This is a genomic window from Novosphingopyxis sp., from assembly GCF_965218915.1.
Classification (GTDB): Bacteria; Pseudomonadota; Alphaproteobacteria; order Sphingomonadales; family Sphingomonadaceae; genus Novosphingopyxis.
Window position 1 is genome coordinate 2906493 of the sequence record NZ_OZ244708.1, and the last position, 16772, is coordinate 2923264.

Annotated in this window: 18 protein-coding genes and 1 tRNA gene; 12 read left to right on the top strand and 7 right to left on the bottom strand. The window is 66.0% G+C overall.

What is annotated here, in order from left to right:
- Nucleotides 1-36 precede the first annotated feature (36 nt).
- Together ACOQPC_RS13740 and ACOQPC_RS13745 are read left to right on the top strand one after the other, a co-directional pair.
- Nucleotides 37-1389, top strand: a complete 1353-nt coding sequence (locus ACOQPC_RS13740) for a M48 family metalloprotease (protein WP_420608153.1) — start codon at nucleotides 37-39, stop codon at nucleotides 1387-1389.
- Nucleotides 1390-1485: 96 nt separating this feature from the next.
- Complete coding sequence (locus tag ACOQPC_RS13745) at nucleotides 1486-2310, top strand: DsbA family protein (protein ID WP_420606282.1); 825 nt, start codon at nucleotides 1486-1488, stop codon at nucleotides 2308-2310.
- Nucleotides 2311-2998: 688 nt separating this feature from the next.
- On the opposite strand, the gene ACOQPC_RS13750 is transcribed toward ACOQPC_RS13745, so the two are convergent.
- Both ACOQPC_RS13750 and ACOQPC_RS13755 read right to left on the bottom strand, forming a co-directional pair.
- On the bottom strand, nucleotides 2999-3640 hold the full coding sequence (locus tag ACOQPC_RS13750) for an RlmE family RNA methyltransferase (RefSeq protein ID WP_420606283.1): 642 nt from the start codon (nucleotides 3638-3640) through the stop codon (nucleotides 2999-3001).
- Complete coding sequence (locus ACOQPC_RS13755; protein ID WP_420606284.1) at nucleotides 3637-4737, bottom strand: Ppx/GppA phosphatase family protein; 1101 nt, start codon at nucleotides 4735-4737, stop codon at nucleotides 3637-3639. Before ACOQPC_RS13755 ends, ACOQPC_RS13750 begins: the two co-directional genes overlap by 4 nt.
- A 331-nt stretch (nucleotides 4738-5068) precedes the next feature.
- On the opposite strand from ACOQPC_RS13755, the gene ACOQPC_RS13760 reads away from it, so the two are divergent.
- A tRNA-Gln gene (locus ACOQPC_RS13760) sits at nucleotides 5069-5142 on the top strand.
- 29 nt (nucleotides 5143-5171) lie between these two features.
- Here the strand turns inward: ACOQPC_RS13760 and ACOQPC_RS13765 are convergent.
- The gene (locus ACOQPC_RS13765) at nucleotides 5172-6650 is read right to left on the bottom strand and encodes a S41 family peptidase (RefSeq protein WP_420606285.1); all 1479 of its coding nucleotides are present in this window, start codon (nucleotides 6648-6650) and stop codon (nucleotides 5172-5174) included.
- 244 nt (nucleotides 6651-6894) lie between these two features.
- Here ACOQPC_RS13765 and ACOQPC_RS13770 point away from each other — a divergent pair, with 244 nt between their 5' ends.
- The gene (locus ACOQPC_RS13770; protein ID WP_420606286.1) at nucleotides 6895-8034 is read left to right on the top strand and encodes a beta-ketoacyl-ACP synthase III; all 1140 of its coding nucleotides are present in this window, start codon (nucleotides 6895-6897) and stop codon (nucleotides 8032-8034) included.
- 7 nt (nucleotides 8035-8041) lie between these two features.
- Here ACOQPC_RS13770 and ACOQPC_RS13775 read toward each other — a convergent pair whose 3' ends face one another.
- Nucleotides 8042-8227 (bottom strand): hypothetical protein, encoded by a 186-nt coding sequence (locus ACOQPC_RS13775; RefSeq protein ID WP_420606287.1) that lies wholly within the window; start codon nucleotides 8225-8227, stop codon nucleotides 8042-8044.
- A 69-nt stretch (nucleotides 8228-8296) separates the two neighbouring features.
- Between ACOQPC_RS13775 and ACOQPC_RS13780 the strand changes: the two genes are divergently transcribed.
- Nucleotides 8297-8830 (top strand): hypothetical protein, encoded by a 534-nt coding sequence (locus ACOQPC_RS13780; protein WP_420606288.1) that lies wholly within the window; start codon nucleotides 8297-8299, stop codon nucleotides 8828-8830.
- A gap of 18 nt (nucleotides 8831-8848) precedes the next feature.
- Here the strand turns inward: ACOQPC_RS13780 and ACOQPC_RS13785 are convergent, their stop codons facing one another.
- Together ACOQPC_RS13785 and ACOQPC_RS13790 are read right to left on the bottom strand one after the other, a co-directional pair.
- On the bottom strand, nucleotides 8849-9181 hold the full coding sequence (locus tag ACOQPC_RS13785) for a PilZ domain-containing protein (protein ID WP_420606289.1): 333 nt from the start codon (nucleotides 9179-9181) through the stop codon (nucleotides 8849-8851).
- A 142-nt stretch (nucleotides 9182-9323) separates the two neighbouring features.
- Entirely contained in the window at nucleotides 9324-9503 is a 180-nt protein-coding gene (locus ACOQPC_RS13790) for a PspC domain-containing protein (protein ID WP_420606290.1), read from the bottom strand.
- Nucleotides 9504-9943: 440 nt separating this feature from the next.
- Here ACOQPC_RS13790 and recF point away from each other — a divergent pair, with 440 nt between their 5' ends.
- A complete protein-coding gene (recF, locus tag ACOQPC_RS13795) occupies nucleotides 9944-11008 on the top strand; it encodes a DNA replication/repair protein RecF (protein ID WP_420608154.1) in 1065 nt (354 codons plus the stop codon).
- A gap of 92 nt (nucleotides 11009-11100) precedes the next feature.
- Nucleotides 11101-11754, top strand: a complete 654-nt coding sequence (locus ACOQPC_RS13800; RefSeq protein ID WP_420606291.1) for a CHAP domain-containing protein — start codon at nucleotides 11101-11103, stop codon at nucleotides 11752-11754.
- A 23-nt stretch (nucleotides 11755-11777) separates the two neighbouring features.
- On the opposite strand, the gene ACOQPC_RS13805 is transcribed toward ACOQPC_RS13800, so the two are convergent.
- Nucleotides 11778-12098: a DUF3297 family protein gene (locus ACOQPC_RS13805; protein ID WP_420608155.1), complete on the bottom strand. Its 321-nt coding sequence runs from the start codon at nucleotides 12096-12098 to the stop codon at nucleotides 11778-11780.
- A gap of 1524 nt (nucleotides 12099-13622) precedes the next feature.
- On the opposite strand from ACOQPC_RS13805, the gene ACOQPC_RS13810 reads away from it, so the two are divergent.
- From ACOQPC_RS13810 to ACOQPC_RS13830, 5 genes are all read left to right on the top strand, one after another.
- On the top strand, nucleotides 13623-13868 hold the full coding sequence (locus ACOQPC_RS13810) for an AbrB/MazE/SpoVT family DNA-binding domain-containing protein (RefSeq protein WP_420606292.1): 246 nt from the start codon (nucleotides 13623-13625) through the stop codon (nucleotides 13866-13868).
- Nucleotides 13865-14254 (top strand): type II toxin-antitoxin system VapC family toxin, encoded by a 390-nt coding sequence (locus ACOQPC_RS13815; RefSeq protein WP_420606293.1) that lies wholly within the window; start codon nucleotides 13865-13867, stop codon nucleotides 14252-14254. Before ACOQPC_RS13810 ends, ACOQPC_RS13815 begins: the two co-directional genes overlap by 4 nt.
- A gap of 272 nt (nucleotides 14255-14526) precedes the next feature.
- A complete protein-coding gene (gene rpmF / locus ACOQPC_RS13820; RefSeq protein WP_022671672.1) occupies nucleotides 14527-14706 on the top strand; it encodes a 50S ribosomal protein L32 in 180 nt (59 codons plus the stop codon).
- Between the two features lie 33 nt (nucleotides 14707-14739).
- Nucleotides 14740-15783 carry a phosphate acyltransferase PlsX gene (gene plsX, locus ACOQPC_RS13825; RefSeq protein WP_420606294.1) on the top strand — a complete coding sequence of 348 codons (1044 nt, stop codon included), beginning with the start codon at nucleotides 14740-14742 and terminating at the stop codon, nucleotides 15781-15783.
- On the top strand, nucleotides 15780-16742 hold the full coding sequence (locus tag ACOQPC_RS13830; protein ID WP_420606295.1) for a beta-ketoacyl-ACP synthase III: 963 nt from the start codon (nucleotides 15780-15782) through the stop codon (nucleotides 16740-16742). The genes plsX and ACOQPC_RS13830 overlap by 4 nt, the downstream gene beginning before the upstream one ends.
- The last annotated feature ends 30 nt before the right edge of the window (nucleotides 16743-16772 follow it).

Consider the following 16772-nt stretch of genomic DNA (forward strand, 5'->3'; position numbering starts at 1 on the left):
CTTCAGGTTCAGGGCCAAGGCGCCACGCCGAACGCCATGGCCCGCATCGCGCTTGCGCTCATTCTTTCGCTCGTCATCGCGGTCCGCCCGGCGGCTGCGCAAAGCGTGCTGCGCGATGCCGAAACCGAGGCGTTTTTCCGCGAGATCAGCGAACCCCTGGTGCGCGCGGCGGGTCTCCAGCCCGACAATGTCGAGATCGTGCTGATCGGCGACTCCGCGATCAACGCCTTCACCGCAGGCGGGCAGACCGTCTACATCAACAGCGGTCTGATCGAGGAAGCGAGCACCGCCAACGAGGTGCAGGGCGTGATCGCGCACGAGCTCGGCCATGTCGAAGGCGGTCACGCCATGCGCGGCGCCGACGGCGCGGCCGAGGCGCAAGGCATTTCGATCGGATCGCTGCTGCTCGGCGCGCTCGCCGCGGTGGCGGGAGCGGGCGACGCCGCCGCGGGCATCATGATGGCCGGACAGCGCGCCGCGCTCGGGAAATATCTCGCCTATACCCGTGTGCAGGAAAGCGTCGCCGATGCCAGCGGCGCGCGCTATCTGTCCGCCGCCGGGATCAGCGGGCGCGGATCGATCGATTTCTTCAAGAAGCTGCAGAGCTATGAATTCCGTCTCGGCATCCCGCAGGACGACGATCAGGCGTTCGTGAGCAGCCATCCGCTGTCGGGCGACCGCATCCAGTATCTGCGCGATACCTATAGCAAGGACCCGGCTTGGGACGCGCCGCTCAACCCGAAGTGGGAGAGCGACTTCAAGCGTGTCAAGGCCAAGCTGATGGGCTATATCGCCCGGCCGGAAGACACCATGCGCGACTATCCGGAGAGCAATCAGAGCATTCCCGCGCATTACGCCCGGGCCTATGCCTGGCACAAATCGGCCTATCCGCAAAAGGCGGCCGCGGAAGCCGAAAAGCTGATTGCGAGCGATCCGGACGATCCCTATTTCAAGGAGCTTTACGGCCAGATCCTGCTCGAATCGGGCAAGCCCGACCAGGCGCTGGAGCCGCTGCGCGAGGCCGTCGCGGGATCGGACAACAATCCGCTGATCGCGGCCCTGTTCGGCCACGCCCTGGTCGCCACCGAAGACCGCGCCAACCTTCCCGAAGCCGAACGGGTGCTCAAATCGGCGGTCGTGCGGGACAATCGCAATCCCTTCGCCTGGTATCAGCTGGGCGTGGTCTACGAGCAGCGCGGCGACGAGGCGCGCGCCGCCCTGGCCAGCGCCGAGCGCGATCTGATGACCGGCGAGCCGGACCTCGCGCTGCGCCATTCGGACCGCGCGATGAGCGGACTTGCCGATTACAGCCCCGACTGGCTGCGTGCGCAAGACATCCGCTTGATCGCCGAGGCCCAGCTCGAGGACGACGAGAAGCGCCGCCGCTGAGCGTGGCCCGGGCACCGGCATCCGCCGGCGTGGTTTGAAGCCGGCATCCTCCGGCGTGGCTGGACAGCCGAGCGCCGCCTGCTAGGAAGGATAGCGATGTTCGACAGCTCAAAGCCCGCCACCCGCTCGCCGCTCCTCTATTTCATGGTCGCGGCCTGCGTGTTGGCGCTGGTTGCGGCCGTTTATCTCACCTTCTTCGCCGAAAGCCGCGCGGCGGGCGCGCGAGAGAACGCCGACCCGACCGCCGCCGCCGATGCCGCCCCGCGCGCGGCCGATCTGAGCGGGGACGAGCGCAAGGCGATGGAAGCGATCGTGCGCGATTACATCCTGACCCATCCCGAGATCATCACCGAGGCGGTCGACGTGCTGCAGACGCGCGACACGCAGAGCCGCCTCACCGATGTGCGCGGGACGATCGAAACGCCCTTCCCCGGCGCGGTGGCGGGCAATCCGGACGGCAGCCGCGTGCTCGTGGAGTTTTTCGATTACGCCTGCGGTTACTGCCGCGCCAGCGTGCCCGACCTCGAACGGCTCATCGCCACCGACAGGGACGTGAAGGTGGTGTTCCGCGAACTGCCGATCCTGGGCGAAGGCAGCCAGAAGGCCGCGCGCATGGCGCTCGCCGCCGCCCGGCAGGGCAGGTACAAGGCGTTTCACGACGCGATGTACGCCGCCGGCAAACCGACCGACCAGGCCATCGAAGCAGCCGCGCGCCGTGCCGGTCTCGACCTGGCGGCGGCGCGCGGCTTCGCATCGTCCGACGCCGCGACGCGCGAGTTGCAAAAAAATCTCGACCTCGCTCGACGCGTCGGTTTCAACGGAACGCCGACCTGGGTCGTCGGCGACCGGATGCTCGAAGGCGCCGTCGGCTATGATTCGCTCAAGGAGGCGGTCGACGACGCGCCGCGCCCGAACGCTTAACTTGTCAAACTTGTCGGCAAACCCCGGTTTTAAAAAAAATCATTCGCAATAAGCGCGGTTCCCAGCACGCGAGATCGATAAGCAAAAGGCGATCATGTGCTTTGCAAACCCAGTTGGATGGAAATTCAGAAACGGCATAGCTCCGCCTTTCTTTGTCCGTCATGCCAGCGAAAGGGCACCCAACAAAGTAGTACTTTGTTGGGACCCGGAAAGGGCACCCAACAAAGTAGTACTTTTTTGGGACCCGGAAAGCTGGCATCTCAGGCCTCATGGCGATCCCGCCCGAGACCCCAGCTTTCGCTGGGGTGACGAAAAAATGACGCTGGGTGACGAAAAATAAAACGGGTTTGCAAGGTACATAATCGCCAAGCAAAAGGGATGAATCGGACGGCATGGACTCGGTGTACACTGTTTGTTCCGAGTAGGAAAGGCTTGTCCGCCGCTGGTGGCGGTTCGGTTCGAATTTTCCCCCTCCCGTTTGCGGAAGAGGGGCGAGCCCCGGACTTGATCCGGGGCGCAGCGGCGAGGAGATACCCCTTGCAGAACCGACCCATCGATGGCGCCGGCGCGCGCCATCCACCTTCATCCAACTGAGCCTAACCAGCAATCCGGCAAGGCTGCGTATCCTTCTCCCGTCAAAGGCGGGAGAAGGTCATAGAAACCAAACTCAAAACCGAGCCCCCGCCGTTCACCCCTTCTTCCCTCTGGCCACCACATACCATTCGACCGATCCCTTGCGGCTGGCCGGCGGCTTGGCGTGTTTCACGCTGGTGAAATGGCGCTTGAGTTCGACCAACAGCGCCTGATCCGATCCTCCGGCGAAGGATTTCGACAGGAACGCCCCGCCCGGCTGCAGCTGCGCGATGGCGAACTCCGCCGCGGCCTCGACCAGCCCCATGGTGCGCAGGTGGTCGGTCGGCTTGTGGCCGGTGGTGTTGGCCGCCATGTCGCTGAGCACCAGGTCCGGCAGCCCGCCGAGCGCACCGATCAACCTGTCGGGCGCGGCGTCGTCCATGAAATCCATTTCGAGCAGGGTCACGCCCTCGATCGGATCGACCGGCAGCAGATCGATCCCGACGATCGTCGCCCGCGGATGCTGCTTGCGGATGACCTGCGCCCAGCCGCCCGGCGCGATGCCGAGATCGACCACGCGCCGCGCGCCCTTCAGCAGCCCGAATTTCTCGTCCAGCTCGATCAGCTTGTAGGCGGCGCGGCTGCGATAGCCCTCCGCCTTGGCGCGCTTGACATAGGGGTCGTCGAGCTGGCGCTGCAGCCAGCGGGTCGACTGGGCGCTGCGTTTGCGCGCGGTCCGGACGCGCTCTCTGGTCAATGGCCCTGCCCTGCTGTGCCGGCCATCAGCGTGCGCAATATCCCCTCGCGAATGCCGCGATCGGCCACGCCGAGCCGGGCGGCCGGCCATATCTTCAGAATCGTTTCCAGGATCGCGCAGCCGGCTACCACCAGATCGGCCCGCTCGCGCCCGATACAGGGCTGCAGCGCCCGTTCGTCCGGCGCCATCGCGGACAGCCGCCGGCAGATATCGAGCATCGCGGCCGAAGGCACGATCAGCCCGTCGATCTGGTTGCGGTCATAGCTCGGCAGTTCGAGATGAAGGCTGGCGAGCGTGGTCACCGTGCCGGAGGTGCCGAGCAGCCGGTGCTGCGGTCCGCCGGCGGGCAGGCGCGCGGCGAAATCGGAAAAGCTGCCGCGCACGCGCGCCTTCATCCGCTCATAGGCGGCGGTACGGTCGTCACGGTTCGCCGCGTTCGGCATCTCGCTTTCGTAGAGCGAGATCACGCCCCAGGGCGCGCTTTTCCAGTCGATGATCTCGGGCACCGCGCCGCCGGTCGAAACCAGCACCAGTTCGGTCGATCCGCCGCCGATGTCGAAGATCAGCGCCGGGCCGTCGCCGGGCTCGAGCAGCACATGGCAGCCGAGCACCGCGAGGCGCGCCTCTTCCTGCGCGGTGATGACGTCGAGCCAGATGCCGGTCTCGCGCTGCACGCGGTGGATGAAATCCTGCCCGTTCGACGCGCGGCGACAGGCTTCGGTCGCGACCGAGCGGGCGAGCGTGACGTTGCGACGGCGCAGTTTTTCGGCGCAAACACCGAGCGCGGCAATCGCCCGCTCGATCGCCGCGTCGCTCAGCACGCCGGACGAAGCGAGACCCTCCCCCAGCCGCACCACGCGCGAAAAGGCGTCGATCACCACGAAGCCGTCCGCCGACGGCTTGGCGATCAGCAACCGGCAATTGTTGGTGCCGAGGTCGAGCGCGGCATAGGCCCTGCGGACCGGCCAGCCCGGCGATGAAGCCGCGCGCCTGACACCGCCGTTTGTCTTCCCTGCGCCCGCATCGCCGCGCTTGGCCGTCCGGCCCTTTCCTCCCGCGCGATCGGTATGCGGCGCGGGCGTCGTGAAATCGCCCATGCCGAATCAACTTTTATCTCTCGCCAACGGGCAGATGCCGTCGGAACCTGACAGCCAATCTAGGGCCAAAGCGGTGGCCAGACAAGTGATCCGCCAGAACGGTAGTGTCTCAGTTTGAAATGCCCACCCCTTCGTCATTGCGAGGAGCCGGAGGCGACGAAGCAATCCAGGGCGGATACAGCGCGCTGCAATGGCCATGGATTGCTTCGCCCTGCGGGCGCGCAATGACGGACTTTGGAAATGGAGCGGCGACGTAAGTTCAAACCGATCCGGTACCAACGCCCGCGACGCTTGACTCGCCCCCCGACCGATTCTATCCCGCGCCCCCTATTCCCCTGTCCTCTAATGGTAAGAGAGCGGACTCTGACTCCGTCAATCGAGGTTCGAGTCCTCGCGGGGGATCCACGAAATCCGAAAACTTCGGGCCGACCGCATCAGAACAGACCGGGCGTCTCGCGCTGGGCGGTGCTGGCATCGGGCGGGGTCATCAGTTCGACCTGGTCCAGCGCCATTTCCCGCGTCATGCCCTGCGTCCTGAGGCCGCTGCCGGAGGCGGTCGCGGCAATCGGCGTGCAGGTGCCGCGACCGGCGAGGAAATCGAGCGCCTGTCTGGTCGAAGCCTCGCGCGGATCGCCGAGCTGAAAGCTGACATCATCGGGGGCCACGCAGGTGGTCTTCATGACCGTGGCGAGGCCGTTATAATAATCGCCCTGATGATCGGCATTCTCCGTGCGGAAGGCGACGACCCTCAAGCGATCGTCGCATTGCGGCCGGTCGCGCGCGATCTGTCCCACCGGCTTGCCAAAGGTGTTGGTGCCGATCAGCGCGTTGTCGGCGCCGAGATAGGGGATGAAGCCGTTCATCAGCAGCTCGCTCGCCGAGGCGGTGCCGCCGGTGCCGATGAACGCGATCTTCATCGGGCCGATCGACTGGTCGTTCGGATCGAAATAGGTGGTATCGTTGTTCGACGCCAGGCTCGGCCGGAAGGTCGTGTAGCTGAACACGTCCGAAGTCGACCGGCTACCGCCGAGCAGGTTGCCGAACAGTTCGGACACCGAAACCAGCCCGCCGCCGTTATAACGCAGATCGACGACCACCTTGGTGATCCCCTGCTTGCGGAATTTGGCGAAGGCGTTCTTCAGGGGAGTTTCGGCCGGACCGATGAACGTGCGCAGATTGACGTAACCGACTTTCTGACCGCCATCGTTGATCACCTTGGCACCGTAGCGCGTGGAAACGGGCTTCAGCTCGAATTCGGTCTTGGCGACGGTGACGATCGACTCCGCCCCGTTTGCGCTGCGAATACGAAACACCCTGCTGACGCCGGGATCGCTCGGGCCGAGCGCGTCGTAAATCCCGCTATCCGACGAGGCGATAATATCATCCACGTCACGCAGATTGGACTCGCTGGTGCCGATGGCGAGAATCTGAGTCCCGCGGTCGATGCCGGCGGCCAATGCGGGTGCGCCTTCGAACGCCTCGATGATGAGCAATTCGTTATTCGGCGTGAAGCCCAGGCGCATGCCGAAACCGGCATTGGTTCCGCTATTATAATAAGCATCCTCTTCCTCGATCGAGGTCAGATAGGTGAAGCCGCGATCCTTGTGCTGCGTCCGCGCCTTGGAGGTCAAAAAGTCGATATAATCTTGCACCGTGGCGTAGCCCGCCGGATTCGGATTTTTGGGCAAAAGTTCCGGGAACAGATAAAATTCATCGAGCTGGTCCGCAGCCCAGTTCTGCCGCTCGGTCAGCGAACAGCCGGCCGTGCTCGTCGGCGGCGGCGGCGGGGGCGGGGTGGGCGTGGTAACCGGCGGCGTGGTCGACGTGTTGCCGCCGCCATTGCCCCCGCCCCCGCCCCCGCAAGCGGACAGGATGGTGACGATACCCGCCAGGACGCCGATTTGCTTACGCATGAGAATACTCCTCCCCAAATGGGCGGCATGACGGAGAAATAGAGCTTCGGATCGTAACCAAGCGAAACCGGAACGCGTATCTCGACCGACCATGTCGGATCGGGCACATATATAACCGCGCCTATCTGATTTGACCATGAACAAGATCGGCCAAGAAGATCGGCACGGGCCAGGCATGGCGATCGGCTTGCCCGGCGCGCGGCGCGATCCTAAGGTCTCCTGCCGAATTCAGGAGCATCATTCCATGACCAGCAAGCGCGCGGCCGATCCGGTCATTGCCGCGACGGGCCTCTTCACCCCGCCCCACAGCATCTCGAACGAGGAACTGGTGGAAAGCTACAACCGCTATGCCGAGAATTGGAACGCGCAGCATGCGGACGCGATTGCGGCGGGCGATGTCGATGCCAAGGTGGCGAGCTCGACCGAGTTCATCGAAAAGGCCAGCGGCATCCAATCGCGCCATGTCATGGACAAGTGGAGCGTGCTCGACCCGCAGATCATGGCCCCCCGCCTGCCCGAACGGCCGGACGAAGAGCTGTCGGTGCTGGCCGAGATCGGCGTGGCTGCGGCGAAGATGGCGCTGGAGCGCGCCGGGCGCGATGCCGGCGAGGTCGATGCGGTGCTGTGCGCCTGTTCCAACTTGCAGCGTCCCTATCCGGCAATGGCGGTCGAGATTCAGGACGCGCTGGGCATGGGCGACGGCTTCGGTTTCGACATGAACGTCGCTTGCTCCTCGGCGACCTTCGGCATCCAGACCGCCGCCGATTTCATCCGTGCGGGCAATGCGCGTTCGGTGCTGGTGGTCAGCCCGGAGATCACCTCCGGGCATCTCAACTGGCGCGACCGCGACAGCCATTTCATCTTCGGCGACGTGGCCACCGCGGTGCTCGTCGAACGCGCCGACATGGCCCCGGCGGCGCATTGGGACATTCTGGGCACGCGGCTTAAGACCAGTTTCTCCAACAATATCCGCAACAATTTCGGGTTTCTCAACCGCGCCCATTCCGAGACCCGCGACACGGACGACAAATGGTTCGTCCAGGAAGGCCGCAAGGTGTTCAAGGAAGTGGTACCGATGGTCAGCGCGATGATCGCCGATCATATGAACGAGTTGGGCCTGCGGGGTTCGCAATTGCGCCGATTATGGCTGCATCAGGCCAACGCCAACATGAACCGTCTGATCGCCCACCGCGTATTGGGGCATGAGGCCACCGAAGACGAGAGCCCCACGGTGCTAGACCGTTATGCCAATACCAGCAGCGCCGGCTCGATCATCGCCTTTCACGAACATTCGGGCGATCTCGAAGCAGGCGATATCGGTCTGATCTGCTCCTTCGGCGCCGGGTACAGCGCGGGAACGGTATTCGTGCGCAAGGCGGGATGAGCGCCGGTCAGGGTTGCAGGCTGCTCGGCGGATCGGAGCCGTCCATGCTGTCTTCCAGCCCCTCTTCCAGATTCTCCTCATCGCGCGCGGCGTCCTCAGCCTCGTCCGCTTTGTCGTTCTTGGGTTCGCCCGGCGCGACCGCCATGTCCTTCATACGCTCTTCCGGAATGAGCTCGTCTTTTCTGTCGGCCATATCGAAAATTCCTTTCGCTTGCAGAACGGGCGGCCGTGGACGCGGTTCCGATATCCGCGCGCTCGACCGATGACGGACCGGCGTCGTTTCGAATTCCGTTATGTGACCGATGGCGGACGTGCGCCCGATTTCGCCGAGACTGCGCTCCTCGGCACCGAAACGCGCACCGATATCTATCTGCTGCGCCCTGTCCGCCCCGATCTGCTGTCCAAGCTTCGCGGGAACAAGCGACTGCAGGTCAAGCGGCTCCTGGCGTGGGCCGGACCGCTGCAATATTGGGGCATGCCCCTCGACCATGCATGGTCCGGCACCGACCCGGTGATGACGCACCTGCTCCCCGGCCTCCCTATCGATCGCGGACCGGAGCAGTTGCTGGATACGGCAAACCATCACAACGATTACCGGGTGATTACGGTCGCCAAGAAGCGGCGGCTGTTTCAGCTTGGCGATGTGCGCGCCGAGATCACCACCGTGCGGGCTGGCGATCGGAGCTTCCAGACGATTGGATTCGAAGCGGACCAGGCCGCGGCGCTGATCGCGATGCTCGTGCGTTACAAGATCGCAGACCGATCGAACCGGGATTATGGGAAGCTGCTGGCTTAGCTGGTCGCCGAGGCGGGCTCAGTTTCCGCCGAGCGCGGGAAAGCTGCTCACGATATGGTCGAACACCGCCGGATAGAGCGGATGGTCGAACTCGCAGCCATAATAATCGCCCTTGGTCCACGCCACCTTGGCCGATAGCGGCGCCATGCCCGGCATGGTGAGATAGACGCGGCTCGCCGGATTGATGAAGGTGAGCGAGTGCATGCGAAAGCCGGTGACGGACAGATCGAGCACGGCGATCTTGAACTTGCCGGCGCCCGCTTCGCGGATCTCCGCCTCGATGCTGACATCGGCCCGCCGGGTGAAGCGGTGCTCGCCGTCGTCGGCCTGCCTGTGCTCGCGTTCGTCCATCCGCACCTCTCGGCGGGGCGTGAAGTGGGTGCCCCGTTGGCGGGGCGTGAAGTGGAGGCCCCGCACAATTGGTAACGGGCTTTTCAGCGCTTGGCAAAAACTTGCGGGGCTCTGGCCGAGTTTGCGTTCCATCGGCGAACGTTCAATCGGCGAATAGCGCGATGGCGATGTAGAGCAGCAGCGGCAAGCCGAACCCCAGCAGCGTGGTGGCGACGAAGCCCAGACGGATCAGCGTGGCGTCGATATTCGACCAGGCCGCGAGGCCCGAGCACACGCCGAACACTTTGCCATTGGCCTTGTCGAGGTGAAGCGCATTCTGCATTGTAGATGGTCCTTCTAACGGTGTCCGCGGCGCCGGGTGGACGGCCGCCGCGGACCGGGATGTCGTGATGGCCCCGGCCATGTCAGGCGACGAGGTGGGTGGCGGTATCGACGGCGGGGGCGACGCTCATGCTGATGGTGACGACGGCGCAGAGGCAGGCGGCGGTTACGGCCAGGATGCGGGTGCGGAACTGTTCGGTCATTTCATATCTCCCTTGAGGGTTTTTGCGGTCCGGCGGGGTCATTCCCGCCGACGGAAACAGCGTTGCAGGAGCCGTGCCAGATTGAAATATCCCCGGAAATCCGCCATTTTCTTTTTTGAACGTCGTTCACTTCAAGGAGGCCATGCCAACAGTCGGCGAAAATTCCCGTATTTTGGTCCGAAGCCTGGGCACGCTTGTCCTTGCCTGCGCGCGCTTCATCCCACAGGAGGCGATGACCATGTCCATCGCCCGGCTCAGCCTGACCGATTTTCGCAACCACGCCCGGCTTGAGATCGCCGCGCGTCCGGGCTTCGTGCTGCTCACCGGTCCCAACGGCGCGGGCAAGACCAATGTACTCGAGGCGATCTCGATGCTCTCGCCGGGACGAGGTCTGCGGCGTGCCGCGCTGTCGGTCATGGCGCGCGAAAAAGGCCCTGGCGGATTCTCGGTGTTCGCGCAGCTCGATGATGCGAGCCTGGGGGCGGCAGGCCTTGGAGTCGGTACCGAAGCGCTGGCGCCCGAGCGCAAGAAGGTGCGCATCAACGGCGCCCAAGCCAACGCGTCGCAGCTCGCCGAATGGCTGGCACTGATCTGGCTGACCCCGGCGATGGACCGTCTGTTCGTCGAGGGAGCGGCCGGTCGCCGCCGCTTCGTCGACCGGCTGGCCCTTGCCCTGACCCCGGGCCACGCCGCCGCGACGGCGCGGTACGAACGCGCCATGCGCGAACGCAACCGGCTGCTCGGTTCGGACCGGCCCGATCCGTCCTGGTTCGACGCGCTCGAGCTCCAGATGGCCGAACATGGCGCGGCGATCGGCCAAGCGCGCGCGCGGCTCATCCGGCAGCTCGGCGAGCGACTGGCGGGCGAACCCGAGAGCCCCTTCGCGCGGCCGTCGCTGGCGCTCGAAGGTGGCGGGCCGATCGAGGCCTCGGCGCTCGAGGCGGCGCTGCGCGCCGGCCGCCCGGCCGATCGCGCCGCCGGCCGCAGTCTCGTCGGCCCGCACCGCGTCGACCTGCGCGTGCGCCATGCGGCCAAGGACTGCCCCGCGCAGCTGTGCTCGACCGGCGAGCAGAAGGCGCTGCTGCTCGCGATCGTGCTCGCCCATGCCGACGCGGTGGCCGATGCCCGCGCGATGCGGCCGATCCTGCTCCTGGACGAGGTCGCCGCGCATCTCGATCCGCTGCGCCGCGCGGCGCTGTTCGAGCGGCTGCATGCGCGCGGCGGCCAGGTCTGGATGACCGGGACCGAGCCCGCGCCGTTCGCGCCAATCGCGGGCGAAGCGGTGCACCTCGCCTTGGGGTGAATTCCGGTTAACCAGTCCGATTGACCAAAGGGTTTAGCGGCGCGTTCGAACTCTCGCGGCATGAAGGCTTTTCTGTAGGGGAAAGCCGAAACATGCCGACATGTCTGCGCGTCATATTGCTGCTGCTCGCCTTGTGCGCTGCGCCGGCAATGGCCGACGACGGGGATGGGGGCGGGGACGGGCTGCAATGCGTGCCCTATGCCCGCGAAGTGTCCGGCGTGCGGATCTACGGCGACGCACACACGTGGTGGGGCCAGGCCGCCGGCCGCTACGAGCGCGGCGGCGTGCCGCAGGTCGGCGCGGTGATGGCGTTCAAGCCGCACGGGATCATGCGGCTGGGCCATGTCGCCGCGGTCAGCCGGATCGTCGACGCGCGCACCGTGCTCGTGCGCCACAGCAACTGGTCGACGATCGACGGCCGCCGCGGGCAGATCGAGGACGACGTCGCGGTGGTCGACGTCTCGCCCGGCAACGACTGGAGCGAGGTGCGGGTGTGGTACACGCCGATCGGCGCGCTGGGCACCACCCATTATCCGCTGGCGGGCTTCATCTATCCCGGCGCTGCGCCCAGGTCGCCGAAACGGCCCGATCGCAAGGCGTTCCAGCTCGCTGCGGCCGACGTTCCGGCGCGGGCCACGCGTCCGGCGCCCGCCCGAGCCGTGCCCGCCGCATCCTTCGTCCGCGAGACCGCGCCGCCGCCGCAGGGCGATCCGATCGGCGATCTGCTGGTCTCGCTCGGCCGCTGAGCCGGGGTCCGTCCCCGGGGCGCTCACCCGTCTTTTTTCGCCACCGGCGGATCGTCGCCCAGATCCTCGTACCACGCCTCGACCGGGCCGGTGAGCCTGATCGTCAGCGGCCGGCCGCGGCGGTCGAGCGACTTGCCCGCCTGCACCCGCACCCAGCCCTCGGAAATGCAATAGGCCTCGATATTGGTGCGCGGCTCGCCCTTGAAGCGGATGCCGATGCCGCGCGCGAGCTTGTCGGCATCGTGGTACTCGCTGAGCGGCGAGATGGCGAGCCGATCGGGCGGCACGTCGGGGGATGCGGTGGCGGCGGGCGCGGGTGCGGCATGGTCGGACGGGTCGGTCATGGTCGGTATCCTGGCTGATGTGATCTGCCGCGCGCCGTAGCGCGCGCGCCGCGCGCCGTCACCTGCCTTGGCATGAGGCGTCGGCTTCCCGTTCTCTCCATTCCGCTCCTCCCCGTCCCGCTCCGCCCCGTCCCGGTCGTCTTCGTCCCGGTCGTCCTCGTCCCAGTCCTCTTCGTCCCAGTCGTCCTCGTCCCATCGCTCATCCTCCGGGTCCTCCGCTTCGTCCGGAAGTTCGCGAAAGGCGGCATACGTCCCCCCCTTCCGGCCTCCCTCCCGGCCCGCCACATCGGCATCCCCCCACCGTTCCGCGGCGCGCTCGCGCTCCATCGCCTGGGCGCGTTTCAGCCCGGCGATCTTCTCCAGGATCAGTTCGTCGACCTCCTCGGACGTCGGCATCGCCTCGCGCTCGATCGCGCGCGCGTTGGCCTGCGCCTCGGTGTAGAACACCGGACCCGGCAGCGGATCGCGTTCGGGCAGCGGGGCCGGGGCGGCGGACGGGGCGGCGGGCGGGGCGTCCGCCCCATCCGGCGCCCGCCCGTCCGCCGCTTCCAGCGCCTCGCACGCTTCTGTATCTTCGGCGACGCGCCCCAGCGCCTCGCACGCTTCCGCATCTTCGGCGACGCGCCCCAGCGCCTCGCACGCTTCGGCATCTTCGGCGACGCGCTTCAGCGCCTCGCACGCTTCGGCATCTTCGGCGACGCGCTTCAGCGCCTCGCCCAGGGCGGTGCCGGTCTGGTCGCGCTCGCGGCGCACCTCGCGCCGGTCGATCCACGCGCCGAACCGGTCCGGCGCGCGGCGGGCGAGGATGAACATCGCCAGCCGCTCGTCATATTGCCGCCATTCGCCGATCCGCTCGCCCTGAAAGAACACCGGCCGCTCGACTCCGTGCAGCGCGCGGGAGAAGGTCGCGTCGGACAGGCATTGGACCGCGCTGTCGAGCGCCACGTCCCATGCCTCGCGGAAGCTGCGCGCGTCGGGCCGGGCGCGCAGCTTGTAGGCCGAGCGCGCGCTCATCCCCACCCGCGCCGCCGCCTCGGTCACGTTGCCGCACGCCGCCAGCGCCGCGACGAACGCCGTCTGCCGGCCCGCCGTCCACCCGTCGTGCCGCGCGCGCAGCGCGACCGGATCGAACGCGGCGATATCGGGCGGATCGCCGGACTCCGGCGCGGAGCGGGACGACGCCGAGGAGGAAGGAGGCGGCGTCGCGCACGAAGCGGAGGCGGCCGGGGCGGAGCGGGTGTGATGCCGGGTCATCCGACAGTATAGAACATAAAAAGAACATGTAGGACAGGATTTTGTCGATACATCCGTGCGCGGAGTTCTATAAGCAGACGCTCGGTGGCTTTCCCGCGCATTGCCCAATGTCTATTGAAAGACGCCTTTTCGTACAGACTTTCTGCCAAGCTGCTTTGGACTTCGGCGTGTTCCTGATCCTCAGATGTGCCACGTTTTCAGATGCGTTGCATAAGCCGAAACTTATGTTATGTTTTGCCAATGGAGAAACCATTAGAAGAGTTTGGCGCAATGACGGTACAGGTGAATATAACAGCAAATGGGCGCATGAGCTTGCCGGCGCATATTCGCCGGCGCCTCGGGCTTTCCGCTGGCGGGTCTGTGTTTCTGGAAGAGACCGAAGACGGGGTGGTGATCCGGACCGCGGCCCAGGCCGTGGCGCGGGCGCAGGAACTGGCGCGCAAATTCACAGGCAACAACGATGACGCTTCCGTGTCGGCCTTTCTGGAAAAGCGTGTGGCGGAGAGTGGCGAGTGAGTGCTTTTGTGCTCGATGCGTCAGGCTTGATCGCCATGTTGAAGCAGGAGCGTGGGGGCCAGAAAGTTGCGGGCAGCATTGCTTTCGCCCGGATCGGTGCGGTCAACTATGCCGAAGTGATGAGCCACTTTATTCGCGCGGGTATGCCCGGACGGGAAGTTGATGCCATGCTCGATCCGCTACCGATGCAAATCGTCGATGCGGACAAATCTCTCGGTCAAATGGCTGGTCGCTTGCGCGCGATTACGGCCGCTGCCGGCCTGTCGCTGGGCGACCGTTTCTGTCTGGCGTTGGCCAGGCGGGAAGGGCTACCTGCCTGGACCGCCGATACGGCTTGGAAAACCATCGCTGAATCCGCGCGGGTCGATGTGGTTCTCTTGCGGTGATGATATAGCCGCCGGGCGGTCTACAACGCAGGTCTGCTTCGAGCTGGCATTTTCCAAAACTGGTCATTCCGCTTCCCACCGAAACCGGAACTTAAACCGGGGCACGACCGGCATCCGTCAGGGCTTGCAAATCGCGCGATATTCGTTATGTGCGCGCATTCGCTTGCGTGATCGTAACACCCTTTGCCGCCCGGCGGGCCGCTTGCCAGCCGGGGGCTTCGGGCGTATCGCGTCGGCAACGGATTTTTTGTTTAAAGAGAACAGGTGCCGAGATGGCCGTACCCAAAAGAAAGACGTCCCCGTCCAAGCGCGGCATGCGCCGGTCGCACGATTCGCTGAAGCCGATGGCCTATCAGGAATGCCCCAATTGCGGTGAGCTCAAGCGCCCGCACCATATGTGCGGCGAGTGCAATCACTATAACGGGCGCGAAATTCTCGCGCCGGCGCTCTGATCCGCCCGATCCCGAAAGGACGGTAATGTGCCCATGACGCCGCGTATCGCGATCGATGCGATGGGCGGCGATGATGGCGTGCGCGTGATGATCGCGGGCGTGGCGCTCGCCCGGCACCGGCACCCCGGTTTCACCTTTCTGCTGGTGGGCGATCAGGTCCGTATCGAAGCCGCGCTGGAACATCATCCGGGCCTGCGCTCGGCGTCCGAGATCAAGCATGTCGACGGCGTCGTCAAAGGCGACGAAAAACCCACGCAGGCGATGCGCAAGGCCAAGTCGACCTCGATGGGCCAAGCGATCGACGCGGTGAAGACCGGCGCCGCCGGCGCCGCCGTAAGTTCCGGCAATACCGGCGCGCTGATGGCGATGAGCAAGATCGCGCTGCGCACCATTCCGGGCATCGACCGGCCGGCGCTCGCCGCGCTGCTCCCGACGATCGAGGACAACGACCTCGTCATGCTCGATCTCGGCGCGAACACCGGGGCGGACGCCCGCAACCTCGTCGAGTTCGCGGTGATGGGCGCGGCCTATAGCCGCATCCTTTACGGCTATGACCGCCCGCGCGTGAAATTGCTCAACATCGGCACCGAAGACCTGAAGGGCACCGAGGAACTGCGCGATGCCGCCGCAGCGCTGGGCCGCGCCGGCCATCTGCCGCTCGAATTCCTGGGGTTCACCGAAGCCGACAAGCTGAGCCGCGCCGAGACCGATGTCGTGGTGAGCGACGGTTTTTCCGGAAACGTCGCGCTGAAGGCGGTCGAGGGCGCGGCGCGGTTCGTCACCGATCTGCTGCGCACCGCCTTTTCCAGCTCGGTGCGCTCGAAGATCGGCTTCCTCATCTCGCGGCCCGCCACCGAGCTCCTGCGCCACCATCTCGATCCCAACAACCATAACGGCGCGGTGTTCCTGGGCCTCAACGGCATCGTGGTGAAGAGCCACGGCGGGGCGGACGCCAAGGGCGTCGCCAATGCCGTCGCGGTCGCCGCGCGGCTGGTCGAGGATTCGCTGATCGACCGGATCGGCGAAAGCCTGTCCGATATCGCCGCCGTGCTGCCGCACAATGGCCGGGCGGCATGAGCCAGCGGCGCGCCGTCATCGCCGGCACCGGATCGGCCCTGCCGCGCACGCGGGTGTCGAACGAGGAACTGGCGCGGCGGGTCGATACGTCGGACGCATGGATCACCGAGCGTACCGGCATCAAGTTCCGCCATATCGCCGAGCCCGACGAGACCACCGCGACCTTGGCCGCGGAGGCCTGCCGCAAGGCGCTCGAAGCGGCCGATATGGATGCCGGCGACATCGACCTGATCGTGCTGGCCACCGCCACGCCCGACAATACTTTCCCCGCCAGCGCGACCAAGGTGCAGGATCTGCTCGGCATTTCGGGCTGCGCGGCGTTCGACGTCGCCGCGGTGTGCTCGGGCTTTCTTTACGCGCTGTCGGTGGCCGAAAGCATGATCCGCGCGCATTCGGCGAACAAGGCGCTGGTGATCGGTTCGGAAACCTTCAGCCGGATTCTCGACTGGGAGGACCGCGGCACCTGCGTGCTGTTCGGCGACGGCGCGGGCGCGGTGGTGCTAAAGGCCGAAGAGGGGACACGCGGCGTGCTCGCCACCCGCCTCCACGCCGCCGGCCGGCATGGCGAGATGCTCTATGTCGATGGCGGCCCGTCGACCACCGGCACCGTCGGCAAGCTGCGCATGAAGGGCCGCGAGGTGTTCCGCCACGCCGTGGTCAATCTCGCCGAGGTGATGCACGAGACGCTGGCGGCGGCGGGCGTGGCCGCCGAGGACGTCGACTGGGTCGTGCCGCATCAGGCCAATGCCCGGATCATCGACGCCACCGTGCGCAAGCTCGGCCTCCCGCCTGAAAAGGTGGTGATGACGGTCGACCGGCATGCCAACACCTCGGCCGCTTCGGTGCCGCTGGCGCTCGACGTGGCGGTGCGCGACGGGCGCATCGGACGCGGCGATCTGATCGTGCTGGAGGCGATGGGCGGCGGCTTTACCTGGGGCGCGGCGGTCGTCCGGTTCTGAACTCCTGTAAATTATACTGTCTCGAAGTCT